This window comes from Rhodomicrobium sp. Az07 (assembly GCF_018619475.1).
Lineage (GTDB): Bacteria > Pseudomonadota > Alphaproteobacteria > Rhizobiales > Rhodomicrobiaceae > Rhodomicrobium.
On the sequence record NZ_JAHFZG010000004.1, the window covers coordinates 179,506 to 198,543 of the forward strand.

Consider the following 19,038-nt stretch of genomic DNA (forward strand, 5'->3'; position numbering starts at 1 on the left):
CAGCGTCTTCTCGCCGTACTACGCGAAGGAACGCCGCCGCGCGATCGTCGATCCGGCGCAGCATTGCTCCATCAATGTCGCTGTTTATGGCCGGGGCGTTGCACGCTGGGCGATGACCGAGCGATGCCGCCATGCGCTCGGCGCGACGCCTGACCTTCTCGCCGTGGGACCGTCGAGCCTTTCGTGGGACGGAACGCGCCTCACCGTGAACATCGACGAGAAAGCGCCGGTCACGGGGCTGCCCGTTCGAGGCGTCGTCACGCTCGAACCCGAAATACGCAGCGACTTCGCCTCCGATTTCGGCACGGGCGGCCGCCATCTCTGGGCGCCGATTGCGCCGCGCGCGCGGGTGGAAGCGCGTTTCGACGCGCCCGCCGTGTCGTGGACGGGCACCGGCTATTTCGACACCAATCGAGGCGACGAGCCGCTGGAGAACGGCTTCTCCTACTGGAACTGGTCGCGTGCCTGCCTCTCCGACAGCGCCGTGATGCTCTACGAGGGAGTCCGGCAGAATCGCGAGAAGTTCAATATGGGCATCAGGATCGCGGCTGACGGCAGCGTCAGCCCGGTGGAATTTCACGAGCGCCGCGATCTTCCGCCCACGCGCTACTGGAAGATGCCGCGCGAAACGCGGGTCGACGCGGGCCACACCGCGAACGTCGTGCAGACGCTCGAAGACACGCCGTTCTATTCGCGCTCCATGATCGCCACGCACCTTCTCGGCGAGCCGGTACATGCGATGCACGAAAGCGTTTCGCTCGACAGGTTCCGCAAGCGCTGGGTGCAATCGCTGCTCGGCTGGCGCATGCCGCGCGTGACGCTTCAGGGGAGTTCCCGAGGAGTCTTCGGAATGGACCGGGAGAAATATGAATAAAAAGTAGCACTCCCCTTCAATAACTGTGGAAACAAACGGCCGTTATTTGTTTGTACGATACGAATCGGGCTCACGATTCGATGTCCGCAACATATTGCTAAGGGGCAATAAGACGATGGCGAAGAAACCAGCAGCTCCGAAACCCGCCGCGAAGCCGGCTACGGCCAAGGCCGCCGCCGCTCCGGCGAAGGCTGCTCCGAAGGCGAAGAAGGGCAAGTAGGCTCATTTCCGATTTCGGTCGAAAGACGGGGCGCGAGAAATCGCGCTCCGTTTCGTTTCGGGTTTCCGTCATCGTCGCCCCACAGTATTGCCGACATCTGCCACCGTCCCGCCGGAGCGCTCGGCATCACGCCTCGCGGATGACGTTGCGCATGGTGCCGATCCCCTCGATCTCCGTTTCCAGCACATCGCCGGGCTTCAGCCATTCCGGCGGCGTGCGCCCCATGCCGACGCCCGGCGGGGTGCCGGTGGAGATGACGTCGCCCGGCTGAAGCGTCATGCCGCGCGAAAGCTCCGCGATGACGCGCGGGATCCTGAAATGCATGTCGCGCGTGTTCCCGTCCTGCTTCACGGCGCCGTTCACGCGCGTTACGATGCGAACCGCGCTCGCGTCGAACTCGCCCGCTGGTACGATCCACGGCCCCATGGGCGCGGTGCCGTCGAGGCTCTTGCCCTTCAGCCATTGCCCGCCATGGCGCGACTTCTGAACATCGCGCGCTGACACGTCGTTGATCGCGGTATAGCCGAACACGTAGTCCAGCGCCTCGAATTCGCTGATGTTCTTGCCGCGCCTGCCGATCACGACGCCAAGCTCCGCCTCCCAGTCGATCTGCGCCGAAATAGCGGCGTCGTAGGGGATCGGATCGAACGGGCCGTTCAGCGCGGCGACCCCCTTCGAGAAGAACACCGGATGCTCGGGCAATTTCTGGTTCGGGTCGCGGAAGGCAGCGCCCTCGCTGAAATGCTCCGGAAAATTCCAGCCGACGCAGAAAATGTTGCCGTTGAGGCGCGGCAGCGGCGGAAGGATTCGCACGGCGGAGATATTGAAACCGCCGTGCGGCACCATCTCCGCAAGCTCGCGAACTTCCGCCAGCGCTTCCGCCCCGCCCTCGATGAGCGCGCGCATGGATGTGCCGTCGAAACCGAGCCAACGGTCCGCGCGGCGCGCCGCTTCGGCGACATCGGTCACATGGCCGTCCGGTCGCACGATGCCGAGCCTCGCGCGCCCTTGCTCGTCCGCGAACGTAAGCAGCCTCAGTTTCGAATCGAGCGGCACCTCGATGGTGGTCATGACATTCTCCTTCGGCTGGAGCGTTTGGCGTTCGGCGCTTCACTTGCCTTACCCGGCTTTCTCACACTCTCCAGTTTGCGGCGGAGCGGAACCCCGCGCAATCGAGAACGAAATCGGTCGGGCCTACGCAAGACGCATGAATTAGAGTATGTAGGAGTTGGCTCGCCGAATGAGGGAACAGCCCATGCGTGCCTTTCGTTTGCTGATGCTCGTCGTGGTGATTCTGTGCCTTGTGCCGATTCTGGCTCTGATCGGCGCGGGAGCGGCGGCGCGTGTCGCCGGATGCGCTCTCGATCCCGGCCAATCGCTGCCCTGCCCGGTTCTCGGAAGCGACTACGGCGATGAGCTGTTTTCCATCCTGAATTTCGGCATGCACACCGTCGAGGCCATCGCTATCCTCGGCGCGGTTATCGTGGTCTGGGTGATCGTGGAAATCGTGGCGGCGATCGGCAGGAAGCCGCGAAACCCGAGGCCGTCCGAGCTGGACAGCCAAGCGGGGCGAAAAAACGCCACTCAGGCGCCCGCCGCCTCCCGGAAGCGGGCACGCGGATCGTAGGGCTGCTTCTTCGCCCACTCATGCATGAGGCGCTCAAGCTCCGGGTCGATGACGGGCGGCAACACGATTTTCAGCGTGATGAGCTGGTCGCCATGCGTACCGGAGCGCGCATTGCGCACACCCTTGCCGCGCAGCCGCAGCACCTGCCCGCTCGATGCGCCCTTCGGGATCGCAACCGTCACACGCCCGCCGATGGTCGGCACCTCGATGCGGCTGCCGAGCACGGCCTCGTCAAGCGAAACCGGCAATTCCAGCGTTATGTTGTCGCCGTCGCGCGAAAACAGGGGATGCGGCTGAATCTTCAGTTCGATGAGCGCATCGCCGGGCTCGCCTCGCCCCGCGCCGGGGCCGCCCTTGTGGCGAAGCCTGAGCGTTTGCCCGCTTTCGACGCCCGCCGGGACCGTGATGTCGAGCGTCTCGTTATCGGGAAACTGCACGCGCTTCTTCACGCCGTTGACGGCTTCGAGAAAGCTGATTTCGAGGTTGTAGCGGTAATCCATGCCGCGCATCGTGAACGCGCCGGACGGCCCGCGCCTGCCGAACAGGTCGCCGAAGATGTCGGAAAAGTCGCCGCCCGCGCCGCCATTGTGAGACGCGCCGAAGCCATCGTGATCGCGGCCCGCGCCGCCGGCGCCGTAATCGCGGTAAAACGGGTTCGCGCGCTCATTACCCATCGAGTCGATCTCGCCCGCGTCGTAGCGCTTGCGTTTCTCGGGGCTGCCGAGCACGGCGAACGCCGCCGACACGCGCTTGAACTTCTCCTCGCAGGCCGGATCGCCCTTGTTCTGGTCCGGGTGCAGGTCTTTGGCGAGCTTGCGATACGCCCGACGGACCTCGTCGTTCGTCGCGGTGCGCTTCAGCCCTAGAACAGCGTAGAGATCTTGGTCCATGGAACGTTGGGTGCAGGAGTTGTCAGCGTTGCGAACTATGCAAAGACCGTTACAGAACGATGGGAGTCAAGCTTAACTTGTCCCGCTTCGGTCCGGCCGGTTCGCGGACGCGAATTATCCCCCGAACAAGCCGCTGAAAAATGTCTGTTTCACGTGTTTCGATATCGCAACCTCAGGCTGAAGCGTCATTTCGCGCGCGACGGAGCGCAGACGCCGCCGCAATTGCTCGCCGTCGAGCGATTCGAGCTTCGTCGGCAAGGACAGCACAAGCTTGCCCTCTTCACACAGAAGCGTGGTCTGCGGCAGGAGGCCCTTCATTCCCGCCGTCAGCGTGTGAGCAACGCGAACCGTTTGCCCGATGATAAGCGCGCGTTTCTGGAGCGGGCGCGGCAGAAGTTGCGCAAGCTTCGGCATCAACTCGCCCTGAAGCTTCCGCTCGTAGCGATGATACACGCACAGCGCGAGGAAGGCGCGGCCGGGATGATCGATCCCCGCGAACGCCGATTGCGAGATGAGCACCGCGCTCTGCTCGCCGCGATAGTCGGGATGCGCGCGCCAGGAGATGTCGGAGAGAAGGCAGGCCGCGTGACGCAGGCGGCGCTCATCCTCGTGTTCGTGATCGTTCGAGGTCGCGAAAAGCCCATCGGTCCATGAGATGAGTTCGCGCCCATGCTGCGGCGAGCGCGCGCGCAACATCGCCACCGTTTCGCATGCTGAAAGCAGCGGATCTTCGGCGCGTTCCGTCTCGTTGAGAAGCCGGTAGATCGTGCCTTCGCGAACGCCGAATGCCGAAAAGATGAGATCGGACGGCTGCATCTTGCGGATCAGCGAGTTGAGAAGCAGCGCGCCGAGGGGTACGGTTTCCTCGCGCCCGGCCGACATGCCGGCGAGCCGCTTCAACCCCGTTGGCGAGTTGTTGGCGTAACGCGCGGTGATCTGAAGCGCCTTTCTGGCATCGAGCTTGTAGCCGTGAACGGCGGAAAGCGGGTAGTTGGTCTGGGCCATATGGAGCTTCGCCAGCGCGCGCCATGTGCCGCCGATCGCGTAGAAATTCTCGCCGCGCACATGGTTGAGCCAGTCCACCGAGGCGAGCGCATCCTCGATGATGGGGATCGCTTCGGTCTTCTCGCCATGGGTTCGCTCTGCCAGCGCCAGACTGCCGAGCGGCAGCGAAATCTTGTCGGACATCGTGTCGCCATGGATGCGCACGAGTTCCATGCTGCCGCCGCCGAGGTCGCCGACGATACCGCACGGATTGACGAAGCCCGCGCGAATACCCGTGGCGGCAAGCTCCGCCTCCTCTGCGTTGCCGATCACGCGGATGGGGACGCCGCAGGCTTCCTCAGCCTTCGCGAGAAAGTCCGGCCCGTCCTCCGCCCAGCGAACCGCCGCCGTTGCGAAGGGATGGATGTCGCGCTCGCGCACGCCGCAAATGTCAGCGAGCTTGCGGAAGCGCGCGAGCGAGGCGAGCGCTTTCGGCACGGTTTCGGGATTGAGGCGCTTCAATTCGTTGAGATAACGGCCGAGGCCGCACATCGCCTTCTCCTGAAAGAGAGGCGTCGGCGCGCGGGTCAGTCTTTCATAGACGACGAGGCGGATCGAGTTCGAACCGATGTCGATGACGGCCACCGGGCGCGCGCCAGGCAACCGTCCACTTATCGAACCGAGCGTCGTATTATCCACGAATCATCCTCGTGTTCTGGCGCATGTTTTTGCTCCAAGGCGCTGCCCACATTCAAGCACTCGGAGGCGCTTCGAGACCTTCGGGCAACGTGTTGAGTTTAGCTCGGTTGGAGTTTCACATCTGATCGGGCCACCGCAGGTGTGCATCAAATGCGAAACGATTGCACTAGGCGTGCGGTGCCGATGCAACCGCGAAACGTCGCGGGAAGTTCTGCTTGAGCGCGCCGCCGCGCCCCGAAAGACTGGGATTTGTCATGAAGTACTCGTGCGCGCTGAAAGGTTCCTCGCCGGGCTTCAGATGAAGCCGCTGGGAGCTGCCGTCGGCGCAGATTTTCCAGCTCTGGAGATTATCCTTCAGATTGGCGATCATGATCTGGTCCAGAATCTGCTCGTGAACGGTGGGATTTGTTATCGCGGTCATGGCCTCGACGCGCCGCTCCAGGTTGCGCGGCATCATGTCGGCGGAACTGATATACACGTGAGCGTCCTCGGAAGGCAATCCGTGCCCTGCCCCGAAGCAATAGATACGTGAATGTTCCAGAAACCGGCCGATGATGCTTTTCGCGCGGATGTTTTCGGAAAGGTCTTTAATCCCCGGCTTGAGGCAGCAGATGCCGCGGATGACGAGGTCGACGGGCACGCCCGACAGGCTCGCCTCGTAGAGCGCGTCGATCACTTCCGGATCGACAAGCGCATTGAGTTTCATCCAGATCGCGGCGGGGCGGCCCGCCTTGGCATGCGCGATCTCGTTGTGAATTTCCTCGATGATCCGCGCCTTGATACCGTGCGGCGAGATATACATGCGTTCGAGGTTGTTGGGGCGGCTATAAGTCGTCACGTAATTGAAGATACGCGACACGTCCCGGCCGATGGCGGGGTCGGCGGTGAAGTACGAGAGGTCCGTGTAGATGCGCGCGGTCGCCGGGTGATAATTGCCCGTGCCGATGTGGCAATAGGTGCGAAGCTCGCCGTTTTCCTTGCGAACGACCTGGCCGAGCTTCGCATGCGTCTTGAGGTCGAGCTGCGTCAGGCCATAGACCACATGCACGCCCACCTCTTCGAGTTGCTTGGCCCATTCGAGATTGTTCAATTCATCGAAGCGCGCCGTCACCTCGATCATCACGGTGACGCTCTTGCCCGCCTCGCGCGCCTGCCTGAGCGCCTCCACGATGGGGGAGCGTTTCGACGTGCGGTAGAGCGTCCATTTGATGGCGACGACATCGGGATCGGACGCGGCCTGCCGCAGATATTGCAGCACCACGTCGAACGATTCGTAAGGGTGGTGAATGATGATGTCCTTCGCCGAAATGGCGGCGAAGCAGTCGTTTTCGAATTCGGCGATCCGCTCGGGAAAACGGATTTCAAACGGCTTGTAGAGCAGGTCGGGCCGGTCGCTCACGATAAGTTGCGAAACGTCGGCGATGGCGAACAGGCCGCTCAACATCACGACATCTTCTCGGCTGATTTTCAGGCCGGCGATGATGAGTTCGCGCGCGGCCTTTGGCAGCGATTCGCTCATTTCGAGGCGGATCACCTCGCCGAGCTGCCGCCGCACGAGCGCCTTGCGAAGCACCTTCTGCAAGTCTTCGCTCTTTTCCTGAAATTCGATTCCGCTGTTTCGCAGCGGCCTGAAGAGGCCGACATGCTTCACCTTGAAGCCCGGCAACAGCGCGTGTGCGTGAAGTGCGATCAGCGCCTCCATCGCGATGAAGCGGATCGCGGGCTTGGCGTTCGCGCTTTCCGTGTGCGGCAGCCGGACGAACCGGTCGAGGCCGTTCGGAATCACCACGAGAGCATACATGAGGCGTGGCTCGTCATCGAAATCCGGATCGCCGGCAAGAGCGAGTTCCCGCGTGCATTCGAGCACAAGCACGAGTTCCTGGCTCTGCACGTGCGGGAACGGATGCGCCGCATCGACCGCCACCGCACTCAGCGCCGAAAATACGCGCCGCATGAAATAGATTTCGAGCCAGTCCCGTTCCGCGTCCGACAGCGAATCGGCGGAGATGACGGAAACCCGCTCATCCGCCATTTCCTCGCGAAGCGCATTCCAGCGCTCCTGCTGGATGGCCGAAAGCGGCATGACGGCCGCATTAATTCTTTCCACCTGCTGCTTCGGCGTCAGTCCATCAGGTGACAGCTCGACGATCTCGGTCGCAGCCTGTTCGTGGAGGCCCGCGACGCGGACCCTATAGAACTCATCGAGGTTGGACCCGGAAATAGCCAGAAAGCGGACGCGCTCAAGAAGCGGGTTACGACTGTTGGCCGATTCCTCAAGAACACGCCTGTTGAATGCGAGCCACGACAGCTCCCGGTTGAAAAAGCGTTCCGCGCCAAAGGCTTCTATTCTGTCCCGATATGTGGGGGCAGGTTCGGCTTTGGCGATTTTCATGGTCCACGATCTCCGTTTGGCGTCTTGGCGACGCGTGAATTGCGCACTCAGAGCTTGGAAGCGCTTTGTGACATGACAAACACAAAACGCTTAAGCGAAACGGCGTGACGACGCTTCGCTCAGAGCGGCCGATGGTGCGCGACCTTCACGCGACGGACAAACTGTTTAACGAAAAGATGACGCCGCACCCGCGCCGCCGCAAGGGCTTATCCGGCTTTAACTTCCATCCCCATTACCAGGTAAAGAGACTGGCATGCGTCGGCGCCGTAGCGCTAACGCGCCTATTCTTTCGGGGCGTCGTCATCGAACTCCGGCCCGCCAGCAACGGCCCTTAATACCTTCGCCGCGAAGGCGCGCGTGACCCGGCGGCGTTCGGCCAGCGCCGCCTTGTCGAGAAGCGACGCCACGGCATCCGCCGCCGCCATCGAGCGCTCGATGCGCTGGACGAGATAGGCGATCACGTCCGGGGCGATCTCGATGCCGCGATCGCTGAAATGCTTCAGCAGCAGCGCCGACAGATGCTCCTCGTCCGGCGGCTGGATTTCGGCGGTGGGATAGGAGCGTATGCGCGACCGCAGGTCCGGCAGCGCGATCCGCCAGCTTCCGGGGGGCGTTCGCGCGGTCAGGAGGATGAAGGATCCGTGTTCGCGCGCGAGGTTCAAATGATGGAACAGCGCCGTTTCCGGGAGCGGCGACGCATCGACATCCTCCAGAACGAGCGGTTGACGGGGCGCGGCCCAGACGTGGCCATCGAGCGCGGCGGGGTCGGCGAACGCCGCGTTCGCCCGCGCCTTCCAGATATGCGCGAGATAGGTCTTGCCCGATTGCGGAGGGCCCCAGATCACGGCGGCGGGCGCGTGCCAGTCCGGCCACTGGCCCACGAGCCCGAAGGCGCGGCCGTTTCGCGCCGTGACAAAAAAATCGCTCTCGTCATAGACGAGACGCCGGGGCAGATCGAGAGCGAGTTGGGACGTCATCACCCGGCCTCAGCCGATAGTCGCTGATTGTCGCGGCTTTGCGCCTTCGACCGCCTCCTCTGCCGCCTCGCTGTTCTCCTCGTCATAGATTTCGCTTTCCTGGTATTTGCGGAGTGCAAAGCGCACCAGCACCCCGATGACCGCGGCAAGCGGCACAGAAATCAACAGGCCGGTGAAACCCAGAAGATAACCCGCCGCGACCAGCGCGAAAAGCAGCCAGACCGGATGCAGCCGGACTTGATTGCCGACGATGTTCGGCGTCAGCACATTGCCTTCGATAATCTGCCCGAAGATGAAGACGCCGACGACGAGCGCCACCATGGAGTAATCCGGCGCAAATTGCGCCAGCGCGACGCCGCCCGCCACCAGCAGCCCTGTCGTCGAGCCGAGATAAGGCACAAAGCTTATGAGCCCGGCGAAAAGGCCGATGAGGAGGCCGTAATTCAGTCCGATCAGGCCAAGCGATACCATGTAGAATATCGACAGGATCGACAGCACGATGAACATGCCGCGCAGATAGCCGGAAATCGTGTCGTCGACCTCGCCCGCGAGTTTGCGGATGGTTGGCGCGTCCCTTTTCGGAAGCAGGCTGTCGATGGAGGCAAACATCTGGTCCCAATCGCGCAACAGGAAAAACGTGATGATGGGAGTAAGAAAAAGGAGCGCGAGCGTGTTGAAGAAGGCGAGACTGCTCTCCGCGAGGCCCTTCAGATAGCCCGCGACCAGGCCCGCCAAATCCTGCGCCTGCCCGGCGGCTCCGCCCTCCTGCTGCTGCACGGTGCTCTGAAGGGACCGGAGATACTGCGGATAATTCTCCCAGAGATAGGCGCGCGCACGCTGGTAATAGACCGGCAAGTCCTGCGCGAATTGCCGTAACTGGTCGACCAGCGGAGGGATGAGCAACGCGAAAATCGCAACGAAGACAAGGCTCAGAACCGCGATGATCGCGAACGCCGCCGCCCCGCGATGCACGCCGATGCGATTGAGCCGGTCGACCAGCGGATGAAAGAGGTAGGCGAGGACGAACCCCGCCGCGAAAGGCATGAGCACGTCGGCGAACACCATGAGCCCTATCGCGCCGAGGGCGACGATCACCAACCAGAAGGTTCCGTGCGGCGAGAGTCGGATCGTGTTGTCCATGCTGACGCTTTACTCCCTGAATTTGCGGCTTTCCGACAGAGTCCGCTCGATTGGTTTATCGACCGTTCCAAAAGCGACGGCCTCGCCGCCTGTCGAAGCGAGGGCCGCTCGCATCAACGTTCGAGGTGTCGTCCGGGTTTCCTTCGCGCTGCGGTCTGCGCGCGCAACTGTAGCCGCGCGCCCGAAAGTGGCAAGTCATAAGGGGAGCGCTTCGAGGTGCGGGCGGCTCAGGATCGGAACGACCTGATCGAAAAGGCGGCTTCTCGCAGGCGTTCGCTTTGGCGGCGCTCCCGCGGCCTTTATCCGAAAAGCGGCCACAGCACCATGAAAAGCCCCGCTGTCGCCACGCCCCACGCGAGGGTGCGGATGTATGGCACCCCGAACGCATAGAGCGGCACATACGCCACCCGGCCCCAGAAATAAAGCTGCGCGCCGAGCGCGGTTGTGGCGTTTTCCCGCCCCGCGACATGGGCGAGGAGCACAGCCGCGATGAACAGCGGCAGTGTTTCGTAAAGGTTCGCCTGCGCGCGGCCGAGCCGGTCCGCGACAGGGTTCAGCGGCGGCTGCTTCTCATCCCGCGCGCCCATATTCCATTTTGCGCCGTATTGCACCGTCCGGGCGATGGAGAAAAGGCCGATCTGTACGATGGCAAGACCTATGGTCCAGGCCAGCATCGTCATTTCCGTGGTCATGGCGTCCACTCCAACATGTTGCGATCCGGCGTCAGCGAAGCCTGCCGTATTCAACGAGCGGCGACAAGAAACGGTTCGAGCGCCGGGGCTTCGCACGTTTCGAGCGCCGCGAAAAGCCGCTCCCATTCCGCGGCACGGTCATCCCAGCGGGCGAGCGCGCCCTCCATGATGCAGCCGCGATTGAGGCGAAGCCAAAGCGCGTCATCGCCCAGCACCGCGCTCGCGTGCCGCGCGAAATCGTCCGCGCCGTTCGCAAGGAAGCCGGTCTCGCGATCGCGCACGCGCTCCTTCAGCGAACCGATGCCGAGCGTGACGAGCGGCACACCCGAAGCCGTCGCCTCGGCAGCTGCGAGGCAAAATGTTTCGTCCCGGTCGCCGGGGACGAGCATCACGCGCGCCGTCCTGAGTTCGGCCGCAAGGTCGGCGCGCGCCACACCGCCCCGCATGCGCACCCCCGGCACCGCGTTGCCGATACGCGCCGCGGCTTCGTCGAGGCTCGATTGCGGGCAGAAAACGTGCAATTCGGCGTCCGGCACCGCAGCATGGATAACGGGCCAGACCCTCGCCACGTAATCGAGCCCGCGCGAAGGCCGCGAACAGAACACCGCCTTTGGAGCACGCGGCCGCGCGTCTGGCTCCGGCGCGAAGAACATGTCTGCCACGCCGTGAGCGATCTCCACGCGGTAGCGATATGGCACGCGGCGGTCGAGCGTCGATGCGTGGTAGCGGCCGAGCAGCACCGCTGACGGCCGGTGCCATAGAAGGGCGAGCATGTTGCGCCGTTTGAGATACTTGCCAAGCGTCGGCGGCGTATGCAGCCATGTCAGCCTGTGGCGCGACTTGAAGCCCCAATAGAGCCGGTCCGAATTGAGAGCGATGGCGACATCGACCGGAGGCAGGCTCGCGCGATGGTGGAGCGGCAGCCACGTCACACCTTTTTCCACGGACGGCTCGTCGAGACGGTTCAGCGCGAAGACGCAATGGCCCCGCCGGGCGAGCGCCTCCGCCAGATAAATCGCCGAGCTTTCGGTTCCGGCCACGGCGCCCGTGCGTAGCGAAGCGCTCGTGTAAGCGGGATGGTTGTGGTTCGCATGCAGGATCGCGATAGTCGCCATGGGCCGCTCGCCGAAGTTTAGCGGCTCATAGCAACCCAAGGTTGCGATATCAAGTGTTTACTGCGACCTGGTGGTAAACCCGGTGGATAGGGATGCCGCAGAACTTCGAAGCGTCGAAAGGCGCTGCGCGGATGCCTGAAGGTCGGCGAGCGAAAGCGTGCCGTTCCTGATTGCATCGGCCATCGCCGCCACGAGAGCCGCGCGCGTCGCCGCCGGGCTTTCCTTGCCATCGTCCACGACAAGCACATCGCAGCCCTTCGCGAAGGAGGACACCGTGTCAGCGGCGCCCGCCGTCATCGTCAGAAAGCAGAAGCGCGGGCCCCGCACGAGGCGTTCATAGACGGCGAGCGAAGCGGTCTCGGCGCCGATCGCCGCGCCCACCGGCGTGCCCGGATAGGCGACGAGCAGCGACTTCAGCGCGCGCACCGAAAGCTCGCTCTGATCCACCACAGGCACGGGGATGACGTTCGTGTCCTTGTGCCCAAGGATGAACGTCTTTGCAAACACGCCCGACTGAAGCGGATTCGCGCCGAAACTCGACGAGTCGGGCGCCGCTCCGGACGGGCCGAGGGACGGGCCGAAATTCATGTTGAAGCCGAGATGCGAGAGTGTCGAGGCGAGCGAGCGATAGGTGGAATAGGCGTATTCCGGATCGCCTCTCGCGGCGATGCTTCTCGGCGTCGGCCACGCCTCGAATTCCTTCAGCCGGGGAAGCGCGTCGTCACCGCCACCAATCTCGCGCACCGCAAAGTATGGCCGTTGAGCGGCATTCCCCTGCCAGAGGAATTTCACGAGCCCGCGCAGTTGGGCCTTGGAGGCGATATTCCGCGGCGAAAACATGACGCCCGCGATCCGGCCGTTTTGCAGCAGGGCGCGCATGGCTTTCGCGCCGACATCGGTGGGTGTCGTACCGTAAAAGCGAAGAAACAGCACCTTTCCGGCCGCGCGGTCCACCTCCCGATCGATGGCGGGGCCATCGGGAAGCGACGCCTCGATGGGTGCGACCGCAGGAGCGGCGGCTTTCGGCTTCTGCGAGGCTTGAGCGGTTGCGGTCGAGCCGACCGGCCGTTGCGGCTTCGGCTGGGTGATCGGCGTGGTTGCCGCCCAGCCGTCGCGAGGCGGACGCCGCAGCCGGTCAAGCTCCTGCTTCAGCTTCCGTTGCGCTTCAGCGGTCGCCTCGTCGCCCCGCGCGCCATTGTTTTGCGCGGTTTTTACCCTTTGTGCGGTAATGTCTTCGGTGCGGCGGATTTCGGGCGATGCTTCCTTGTGGACCGCCGCGCCGTTATACTCCTGCGCGCCGCTCGCCGCGCAAGGTTCGGCGGCGATAAGGGCTAGGCCAAGAGCAAGTCCGCGCAGGATGGGAATGTTTCGATGCGCCATAGGCTCAAACGTCGCAGTGGTTTTCATTGTGTTAGCGGAATGCGGGAGCACGGTAAAGCCGCGTTTCTTGATATTCGGCGCACAGGCGCGGCCGTCGCTGCCGCCTCGATCCTGAGCGCGGCAGCCTTGGCATTCGGTATCACAGGGCAGGCGATGGCCGCGCCGGACAAGAGCGCGCTCAAGGCGCAGGAAGGAAGCTCGGCGCTTCTTCGCGGACGATACGACCTCGCCGTGTCGGCCTATGACGAGGCGCTGCGCGAGGCGGGCCTGCCGCCAGCGCGTCAGGCAACCATCCTCAGCGATCGCGGCGTGGCGAAATGGCGCCTGAATCAACTCGACGAAGCCGCCGCCGATTTCACAAAGGCGGTATCGCTCAACCCGGACTACGCGCTCGCCTATAACAATCGCGGCAACGTGTTTCTGGAGTTGAACCGACCCGAGGAAGCGTTCAGGGATTTCGACCGCGCGGTGGCGCTTTCCCCCGATTTCGGCGCCGCCTATGCGAATCGCGCCAATGCGAGTCAGAAACTCAACCGCCCCGAAGCGGCCGAGAAGGACTTCCGCAAGGCGGTTGAACTGATGCCGGCAAGCTCCATACCGCTGAACGGCTGCGGGCGGATCGCGGCCGGCTCGGGCCGCCTCTATACCGGGCTTCGCTATCTGAACCGCGCCATCGCCCTGAACGCGCAGTTCGCGCCCGCCTATCAGAACCGCGCGGCAATCTATGCGGCGTTGAAGCGGAACGACGAGGCCGCGCGCGATCTCGACAAGGTGATCGCCCTCGCACCCGATAACGCGGCGCTCTATGTGGCGCGCGGTCAAGCCCATGCGAAGGAAAGGCGCTGGACGCAGGCGTTTCGCGATTTCTCGAAGGCCGTCGAACTCGCTCCCGACAATGTTCCGGCGCTGATCGGACGCGCTTCGCTGAATCTCGAACGCAAGCGGGCGGACCTCGCGCTGGAGGACCTGAACCACGCGATCTCGCTCGATGCAAAAGCCGCCGACGCCTGGTTCTGGCGCGGTCAGGCGAAATACGGAACCGGCGACGCGGAAGGCGCGGACGAGGATCTCTCGAGGGCCATCGAACTCGCCCCCTCCCATGCGGAGGCCTATCGCTACCGAGGCAGCTATCGTGAGCGCGGCGGGCGCCGCGACGAGGCCATCGCAGATTACCGCAAGGCGCTCGAATTCGACCCGCTCAATCGCGACCTGCGCGACGGCTACAAGACCGCGAGCGGCGAAACGGCCGACGCCGTGGTGAAGCCGCTCGCCCCCGCCGTCGACGGCTGGGAGATTTTCCGCTCGTCGCCCGGCTATCATATCGCGCTGAACGAACGCTATCCGAAAATGCCGGTGATGCTCGAAACGCAAGGCGCGGCGCCTCCGGAGATTCTCGAATGGACGCTGCTGAAGGATACGCTCGCCGGGATCGGACTTCTGCGCTACCGCTCGGGAGAGAAGGGCGCCCTTCCTCATGAATATGTCGCCATCATCGACCTGTCCCGCGCCCAGGTGGCGGGCATCGAGCCTTACATTACGGGCGATGAAAAGTCGAAATGGGCATGGACGCAATATGCCGTCACCGTAACGGATACCGACGGGCTTTCGAGCGTCTACGATCTGAGAAAGCCGCGGCAGGAAGCGCCGGTGGCCGTGCGGCGTGACGAAAACCCCTTGTCGTCGGTGTTTGGCGGCGGCAGCGGCGGGCGTCGCGGCGGCCCTAGCATTTTAGGCTGGCTCTTCCGGTGAGGTGGCTTGCCCGGATGGCGAAAACGGCGGCGGCGGCGTCAGCGTTGGCGGCGGCAGGATGCACAGCCATCGCGGCTGACGGCTTGCCCGCGCTCAAGGCCGACATATCGAGGCAGACCGTATCGGGGCTCTCATCCGGCGGATACATGGCCGGGCAGTTCCAGGTTGCCTTTTCGGACCGCGTCAAGGGAGCCGGTATCGTAGCGGCCGGGCCGTTCGGATGCGCCATGAGCGCGGGCGCGAAAGCCGTCCCCTTCTTTCCGGCTGCGCTCGCGCTGAACACCGCGCAGGCGCAAAACGGATGCATGGCCGATTACCTGTCCTCGCTCGGCGTGCTGGATGCGAAGCGGCTGCTGGCGCAGGCGAAGACCCTCGCCGACGCGGGCGCTATCGATCCGCTCTCGAACCTCAAGACGGCGAAGATCTATCTCTATTCCGGCGCGAACGACCGCACGGTCGCGCTCGCCGTGGTCGAGGCCGCGCGCGACTTCTATCTCGCGGCGGGCGTGCCCGATATGAACATCGACTTCGTGTCGGGCGGCGAGGGCGGCCACGCGTTTGCGACGGCGAGCACGGGCAATGCGTGCGAATTGTCCGAGCCGCCGTTCGTCAACAATTGCCGATACGATCAGGCCGAGGCGATCTTGCGCTTCCTCCTTGGCTCCCTCGAACCGAAGGGCGACGCCGACGCCGATTTCGTCGCCTTCGACCAACGCCCCTATGCCACGCTCGACGCGACCATGGCCGAGGAAGGCGTGGTCTACGTGCCGCGCGCCTGCCGCGATGGCGGCTGCCGCGTGCATGTGGTTTTCCACGGATGCAGGCAAACGCGCGCACTCGTCGGCGATGCGGTGACGAAAAAGTCGGGCTTCGCGGATTGGGCCGCGACGAACCGTCTGATCGTGCTGTTCCCGCAGGTTGAACCGTCGAGCGCAAACCCCAAAGCCTGCTGGGACTGGTGGGGCTATACCGGGCTCGATTTCCTCACGAAGGAAGCGCCGCAGATGAAGGCCGTCGCCGCGATGGTGGCCGCGCTCGGGAAGTGATGCGCGCCCGCCCGGCTACTCCGCTTCCGCGAGGAAAGCTGCGATGGCGGAGTTCTTCTTCAACTCCGCCAGTTGTTCCGGGGTCGGCACTTGCGGCTTGTCGCGCTCGGCGTTCACCATGCACAGGAAGCCGAACGGCTCGCCCACGTTCGCGCGGAACTGGTGCCAGATCATCGGCGGGATGAAAACGAGGTCGGGCGCCGCCACCTCGCGCACCTCCTCGCCGACGAGACACAGCCCGCGCCCGCGAAAGATCATCACGCCATGCGCATGCTCGTGCCGCTCGAAGGTGGAATGGCCGCCCGGCGCCATCTCGAAATAGCGAAGCTCGCAGGCAAGCTCGGGCCGCTGGAACAGCACCTGCCGCGTGATCGCCTTGAACGGCGCGCTGCCTTCTTGCTTGTAGGCGAGAAGGTCGACGCCCTCCCAGCGGAAGCCTTCGGCTGCCGCATCGCGGATGTTGGAGCGCTCGCGATCCGTCATTCTGGCGCTCCCTCGAAATGGCGCACCACGCGCGCCTGAAACGCGGCCGCCTCTTCCGTCATGCGCTCGCGCGCCGCGAGCAGGCTGCCGCCGATGAGCAACATGGTGTCCGCGCCGTAGAAATCCAGCAGTTCGTCCACGCGCTGAAGCGTCATGCCGCCAGCCGGGCACGGGCAGCAGGGCTTGAGCCCCGCCCAGGGCCTCCGCGCGGCTTCCGCGATGGCACGGCAGGTTTCGGGTGAATAGCTGAAGCGGCCGCCGTAGTTCGGGTAGATGGTGACATCCGCGCCGAAGAGGCGGAACAGCGTGCCGAGCAGGAACGGCGGCGCGATGCGGGCCGCGCCCGCCATGGCGGGATGCGCGATGAACGCGACATTCGAGAACAGGCGCGTGAGACGATGGAAGTTCGATACGCCCATCAGCATCGGCTCGATGAGCACGGCCTCGATGCCTTCCGCCTCCGCGAGCGCGATCTGATCCGCCGCCGCGTCGAAGCTGCCGGACACATTCGGCGCATAGAGCGTGGCGTAGCCAGTCCGCGCATTCGTCTCGCGCACCGCTTCGGCCACGGCCTTCACCCGGTCCGCGAACGGGCTGTAAATCTGATCGGCAAGGCCGTGGTCGTCCTTGATGACATCGATGCCGCCGCCAGCAAGCCGGGCGGCAAGCGCGGCGAGTTCGTCAGGCGAAAGGCCCTGCGGCTTCAGCGCGGCGCAGGCGAGCGCGCGAGCGCCCGCGCAGACCTTCTCGCGTAGCCCTTCGGTGCCGAGGTTCGGGCCGCCGAACGCCCGCGCCATGGCTTCCGGAATCTCCGCGTCGACGAGCGTCACGTCCGGCTGAATCGAACTGTTGCCGAACAGCATGTTGAGAAGCTGCCCCGCCTCGTAGCCCGTCGTGTCGGCCGCAAGCCCGATCCGGACCTCGAACAGACCCGGTTTCGCCTCGCTGATGCCCTGCACTTCGCCCACGATGTCGCGGCGGATGCGCGCATCGGCTATGGCATCGAGCGGCATCTCAACGCTCTGCTCGATCGCGAGCGCCGCCGCCCTTTCCTCGATCGAGGCCGCGTCGCCACGCACACGATAAGTTACGCTCACTCGGGACATTCGCACCTGCCTCAGCCTTATTGTTGCACATTTCGTAACGCAAGCGCATGCGAAGACAAGGCTCCGGCATGACGAGCGGAGCGGACCGGGCTATCCGGCGGCAGCATTTCCGAAAGCCCCGCTCATGCTTCGACGCCTGTATGAAAAAACCATGCGCCTCGCGGAAGGGCCAAACGCCCTGCTCGCGCTCGTGCTGGTGTCCTTCGCGGAAAGCTCTTTCTTTCCGATCCCGCCGGATGCGCTGCTTATTCCGATGGTGTTGGCGCAGCGCGAGCGCGCTTTCAAGCTTGCGGCGTGGTGTACGGCGGCGTCGGTTGTCGGCGGCATCGTCGGCTATGCCATCGGCGCGCTGCTTTACGACACGCTCGGCAAATGGATCATCGACTTCTACGGCTATGGCCAGAACATGGAGGCGTTCCGCGCCACCTACGCCGAGTGGGGCGCGTGGATCATCCTCATCAAGGGCCTGACGCCCATTCCCTTCAAGCTCGTGACCATCGCAAGCGGCTTCGCGGGTTACGATTTCTGGTTGTTCGTGCTACTTTCCATCATCACCCGGGGCATGCGCTTCTTCCTTGAAGCCACACTGCTCCATATCTACGGCGAACCGATCCGCGAGTTCCTCGAACGCCGCCTCGAAATGGTGACGGCGGGCTTCGCGGCGGTGATCGTCTCGGGATTTCTGATCGTTCGATATGTCATATAATTCGGCAACAGCTTCCCGCGAGCGGGCATTTCTCGATGCGCGGAGCGCCGCTCTCGTCATCGCGGCGGTGAGCGCCATCGCATTGTCCGCGGCCTGGGCTTTCGAGCTTGCGGGCATCGAACCTTGCCAACTCTGCCTTGAAGAGCGCGTTCCCTATTACGCGGGGCTTCCGGGCGGCATTCTCGCCGCATGGCTGGCCATGCGCGCTCCGAAGCTCGCCGCGACGATCCTTGCCGCGCTCGTGCTGGGCTTCCTCTACAACGCGGGCCTCAGCGTCTATCACGCCGGCGCGGAATGGAAATTCTGGCCGGGGCCGGACAGTTGCGCGGGCGGCGACGGCACGCTCAAGACGGGGTCACTCATCAAGGCGTTGCAGAACAACAACGCAGTGCGCTGCGACGAGGCGGCGATCCGCATCTGGGGCATTTCGCTCGCGGGTTACAACGTGCTGATTTCGGCCGCGCTCGCGGCGGTGGCGGGCTTCGGCATCTGGCGCAGCCGTTGACACGAAGACCGATCGTCGGTCGATGCACCCTGACGCATCAGACTCTGCTTTATAAACGCTCTTACGACGACCGCCCGCAATCGGGGGTCGCGCAGCGAGAGACGCAATGTCGCATCGCGCCAAAACGCTGACGCAAACAGCGGAAAATACACAGAAAATATAAACGACCCAAGCAACGCTCGCGCGTTGCCATACACATTTGCACGCAAGGCGTGAAACTGGTTTATTTACTAGGATATATTGTATCGTGTAGTTTTATGTCATCAAGTTGAGATGCGAAGCAACAACCTGCGCCCAATTTCAAGCGAAATCGCGCTATTTTGCTTTATCGCATCAAGTTCGCGGCCGCGATGTCTCGAATTAAACTTGATGATTGCGTCAAAATAGGAGGATTTCCATGGACCCCGTCTGGATCTGGGTGGATATCATCGTTCTGTCGGCAGTTATCTCCGT

17 protein-coding genes are annotated in these 19,038 nt (G+C 63.7%); 6 read left to right on the forward strand and 11 right to left on the reverse strand.

Annotated features, from left to right (window positions below; translation table 11 throughout):
- Positions 1 to 112 precede the first annotated feature (112 nt).
- Positions 113 to 874 (forward strand): carotenoid 1,2-hydratase, encoded by a 762-nt coding sequence (locus KKP04_RS04690; protein ID WP_251133902.1) that lies wholly within the window; start codon positions 113 to 115, stop codon positions 872 to 874.
- A 346-nt stretch (positions 875 to 1,220) separates the two neighbouring features.
- Here KKP04_RS04690 and KKP04_RS04695 read toward each other — a convergent pair whose 3' ends face one another.
- The gene (locus tag KKP04_RS04695; RefSeq protein ID WP_215027471.1) at positions 1,221 to 2,165 is read right to left on the reverse strand and encodes a fumarylacetoacetate hydrolase family protein; all 945 of its coding nucleotides are present in this window, start codon (positions 2,163 to 2,165) and stop codon (positions 1,221 to 1,223) included.
- Positions 2,166 to 2,349: 184 nt separating this feature from the next.
- On the opposite strand from KKP04_RS04695, the gene KKP04_RS04700 reads away from it, so the two are divergent.
- Positions 2,350 to 2,721, forward strand: a complete 372-nt coding sequence (locus KKP04_RS04700; RefSeq protein ID WP_215027473.1) for a hypothetical protein — start codon at positions 2,350 to 2,352, stop codon at positions 2,719 to 2,721.
- Here the strand turns inward: KKP04_RS04700 and KKP04_RS04705 are convergent.
- The 8 genes from KKP04_RS04705 to KKP04_RS04740 form a co-directional block, all read right to left on the reverse strand.
- Positions 2,679 to 3,611 (reverse strand): DnaJ C-terminal domain-containing protein, encoded by a 933-nt coding sequence (locus KKP04_RS04705; protein WP_215027475.1) that lies wholly within the window; start codon positions 3,609 to 3,611, stop codon positions 2,679 to 2,681. The two genes, KKP04_RS04700 and KKP04_RS04705, sit on opposite strands and share 43 nt — an antisense overlap.
- A gap of 114 nt (positions 3,612 to 3,725) precedes the next feature.
- Entirely contained in the window at positions 3,726 to 5,294 is a 1,569-nt protein-coding gene (locus KKP04_RS04710; protein WP_371818699.1) for an exopolyphosphatase, read from the reverse strand.
- A gap of 166 nt (positions 5,295 to 5,460) precedes the next feature.
- Positions 5,461 to 7,686: an RNA degradosome polyphosphate kinase gene (locus KKP04_RS04715; RefSeq protein WP_215027477.1), complete on the reverse strand. Its 2,226-nt coding sequence runs from the start codon at positions 7,684 to 7,686 to the stop codon at positions 5,461 to 5,463.
- Between the two features lie 281 nt (positions 7,687 to 7,967).
- Positions 7,968 to 8,663: a DnaA ATPase domain-containing protein gene (locus KKP04_RS04720; RefSeq protein ID WP_215027479.1), complete on the reverse strand. Its 696-nt coding sequence runs from the start codon at positions 8,661 to 8,663 to the stop codon at positions 7,968 to 7,970.
- A 9-nt stretch (positions 8,664 to 8,672) separates the two neighbouring features.
- Positions 8,673 to 9,803 carry an AI-2E family transporter gene (locus tag KKP04_RS04725; RefSeq protein ID WP_215027481.1) on the reverse strand — a complete coding sequence of 377 codons (1,131 nt, stop codon included), beginning with the start codon at positions 9,801 to 9,803 and terminating at the stop codon, positions 8,673 to 8,675.
- A gap of 299 nt (positions 9,804 to 10,102) precedes the next feature.
- Entirely contained in the window at positions 10,103 to 10,495 is a 393-nt protein-coding gene (locus KKP04_RS04730; protein WP_215027483.1) for an MAPEG family protein, read from the reverse strand.
- A 50-nt stretch (positions 10,496 to 10,545) separates the two neighbouring features.
- Positions 10,546 to 11,610, reverse strand: coding sequence for a glycosyltransferase (locus tag KKP04_RS04735; protein WP_215027485.1), 1,065 nt, complete (start codon positions 11,608 to 11,610; stop codon positions 10,546 to 10,548).
- A gap of 57 nt (positions 11,611 to 11,667) precedes the next feature.
- Positions 11,668 to 12,990 carry a glycoside hydrolase family 3 N-terminal domain-containing protein gene (locus KKP04_RS04740; protein WP_215027487.1) on the reverse strand — a complete coding sequence of 441 codons (1,323 nt, stop codon included), beginning with the start codon at positions 12,988 to 12,990 and terminating at the stop codon, positions 11,668 to 11,670.
- Between the two features lie 126 nt (positions 12,991 to 13,116).
- On the opposite strand from KKP04_RS04740, the gene KKP04_RS04745 reads away from it, so the two are divergent.
- Together KKP04_RS04745 and KKP04_RS04750 are read left to right on the forward strand one after the other, a co-directional pair.
- Entirely contained in the window at positions 13,117 to 14,739 is a 1,623-nt protein-coding gene (locus KKP04_RS04745; protein ID WP_215027489.1) for a tetratricopeptide repeat protein, read from the forward strand.
- 14 nt (positions 14,740 to 14,753) lie between these two features.
- Positions 14,754 to 15,785, forward strand: a complete 1,032-nt coding sequence (locus KKP04_RS04750) for a poly(3-hydroxybutyrate) depolymerase (RefSeq protein ID WP_215027491.1) — start codon at positions 14,754 to 14,756, stop codon at positions 15,783 to 15,785.
- 15 nt (positions 15,786 to 15,800) lie between these two features.
- Here the strand turns inward: KKP04_RS04750 and KKP04_RS04755 are convergent, their stop codons facing one another.
- Together KKP04_RS04755 and KKP04_RS04760 are read right to left on the reverse strand one after the other, a co-directional pair.
- Positions 15,801 to 16,268 (reverse strand): cupin domain-containing protein, encoded by a 468-nt coding sequence (locus KKP04_RS04755; RefSeq protein WP_215027493.1) that lies wholly within the window; start codon positions 16,266 to 16,268, stop codon positions 15,801 to 15,803.
- Positions 16,265 to 17,374 carry a RuBisCO large subunit C-terminal-like domain-containing protein gene (locus KKP04_RS04760; RefSeq protein ID WP_215027495.1) on the reverse strand — a complete coding sequence of 370 codons (1,110 nt, stop codon included), beginning with the start codon at positions 17,372 to 17,374 and terminating at the stop codon, positions 16,265 to 16,267. The genes KKP04_RS04755 and KKP04_RS04760 overlap by 4 nt, the downstream gene beginning before the upstream one ends.
- A 124-nt stretch (positions 17,375 to 17,498) precedes the next feature.
- Here KKP04_RS04760 and KKP04_RS04765 point away from each other — a divergent pair, with 124 nt between their 5' ends.
- Together KKP04_RS04765 and KKP04_RS04770 are read left to right on the forward strand one after the other, a co-directional pair.
- Complete coding sequence (locus tag KKP04_RS04765; RefSeq protein ID WP_215027498.1) at positions 17,499 to 18,080, forward strand: YqaA family protein; 582 nt, start codon at positions 17,499 to 17,501, stop codon at positions 18,078 to 18,080.
- The gene (locus KKP04_RS04770; RefSeq protein ID WP_215027500.1) at positions 18,070 to 18,585 is read left to right on the forward strand and encodes a disulfide bond formation protein B; all 516 of its coding nucleotides are present in this window, start codon (positions 18,070 to 18,072) and stop codon (positions 18,583 to 18,585) included. The genes KKP04_RS04765 and KKP04_RS04770 overlap by 11 nt, the downstream gene beginning before the upstream one ends.
- The last annotated feature ends 453 nt before the right edge of the window (positions 18,586 to 19,038 follow it).

Excerpts from the sequence above, each read along its gene's own strand:
- KKP04_RS04690 (WP_251133902.1), top strand. The coding sequence starts at position 113 with ATGACCGAGCGATGCCGCCATGCGCTCGGCGCGACGCCTGACCTTCTC.
- KKP04_RS04695 (WP_215027471.1), bottom strand. The coding sequence starts at position 2,165 with ATGACCACCATCGAGGTGCCGCTCGATTCGAAACTGAGGCTGCTTACG.
- KKP04_RS04700 (WP_215027473.1), top strand. The coding sequence starts at position 2,350 with ATGCGTGCCTTTCGTTTGCTGATGCTCGTCGTGGTGATTCTGTGCCTT.
- KKP04_RS04705 (WP_215027475.1), bottom strand. The coding sequence starts at position 3,611 with ATGGACCAAGATCTCTACGCTGTTCTAGGGCTGAAGCGCACCGCGACG.
- KKP04_RS04715 (WP_215027477.1), bottom strand. The coding sequence starts at position 7,686 with ATGAAAATCGCCAAAGCCGAACCTGCCCCCACATATCGGGACAGAATA.
- KKP04_RS04720 (WP_215027479.1), bottom strand. The coding sequence starts at position 8,663 with ATGACGTCCCAACTCGCTCTCGATCTGCCCCGGCGTCTCGTCTATGAC.
- KKP04_RS04725 (WP_215027481.1), bottom strand. The coding sequence starts at position 9,803 with ATGGACAACACGATCCGACTCTCGCCGCACGGAACCTTCTGGTTGGTG.
- KKP04_RS04730 (WP_215027483.1), bottom strand. The coding sequence starts at position 10,495 with ATGACCACGGAAATGACGATGCTGGCCTGGACCATAGGTCTTGCCATC.
- KKP04_RS04735 (WP_215027485.1), bottom strand. The coding sequence starts at position 11,610 with ATGGCGACTATCGCGATCCTGCATGCGAACCACAACCATCCCGCTTAC.
- KKP04_RS04740 (WP_215027487.1), bottom strand. The coding sequence starts at position 12,990 with ATGGCGCATCGAAACATTCCCATCCTGCGCGGACTTGCTCTTGGCCTA.
- KKP04_RS04750 (WP_215027491.1), top strand. The coding sequence starts at position 14,754 with ATGGCGAAAACGGCGGCGGCGGCGTCAGCGTTGGCGGCGGCAGGATGC.
- KKP04_RS04755 (WP_215027493.1), bottom strand. The coding sequence starts at position 16,268 with ATGACGGATCGCGAGCGCTCCAACATCCGCGATGCGGCAGCCGAAGGC.
- KKP04_RS04760 (WP_215027495.1), bottom strand. The coding sequence starts at position 17,374 with ATGTCCCGAGTGAGCGTAACTTATCGTGTGCGTGGCGACGCGGCCTCG.
- KKP04_RS04765 (WP_215027498.1), top strand. The coding sequence starts at position 17,499 with ATGCTTCGACGCCTGTATGAAAAAACCATGCGCCTCGCGGAAGGGCCA.
- KKP04_RS04770 (WP_215027500.1), top strand. The coding sequence starts at position 18,070 with ATGTCATATAATTCGGCAACAGCTTCCCGCGAGCGGGCATTTCTCGAT.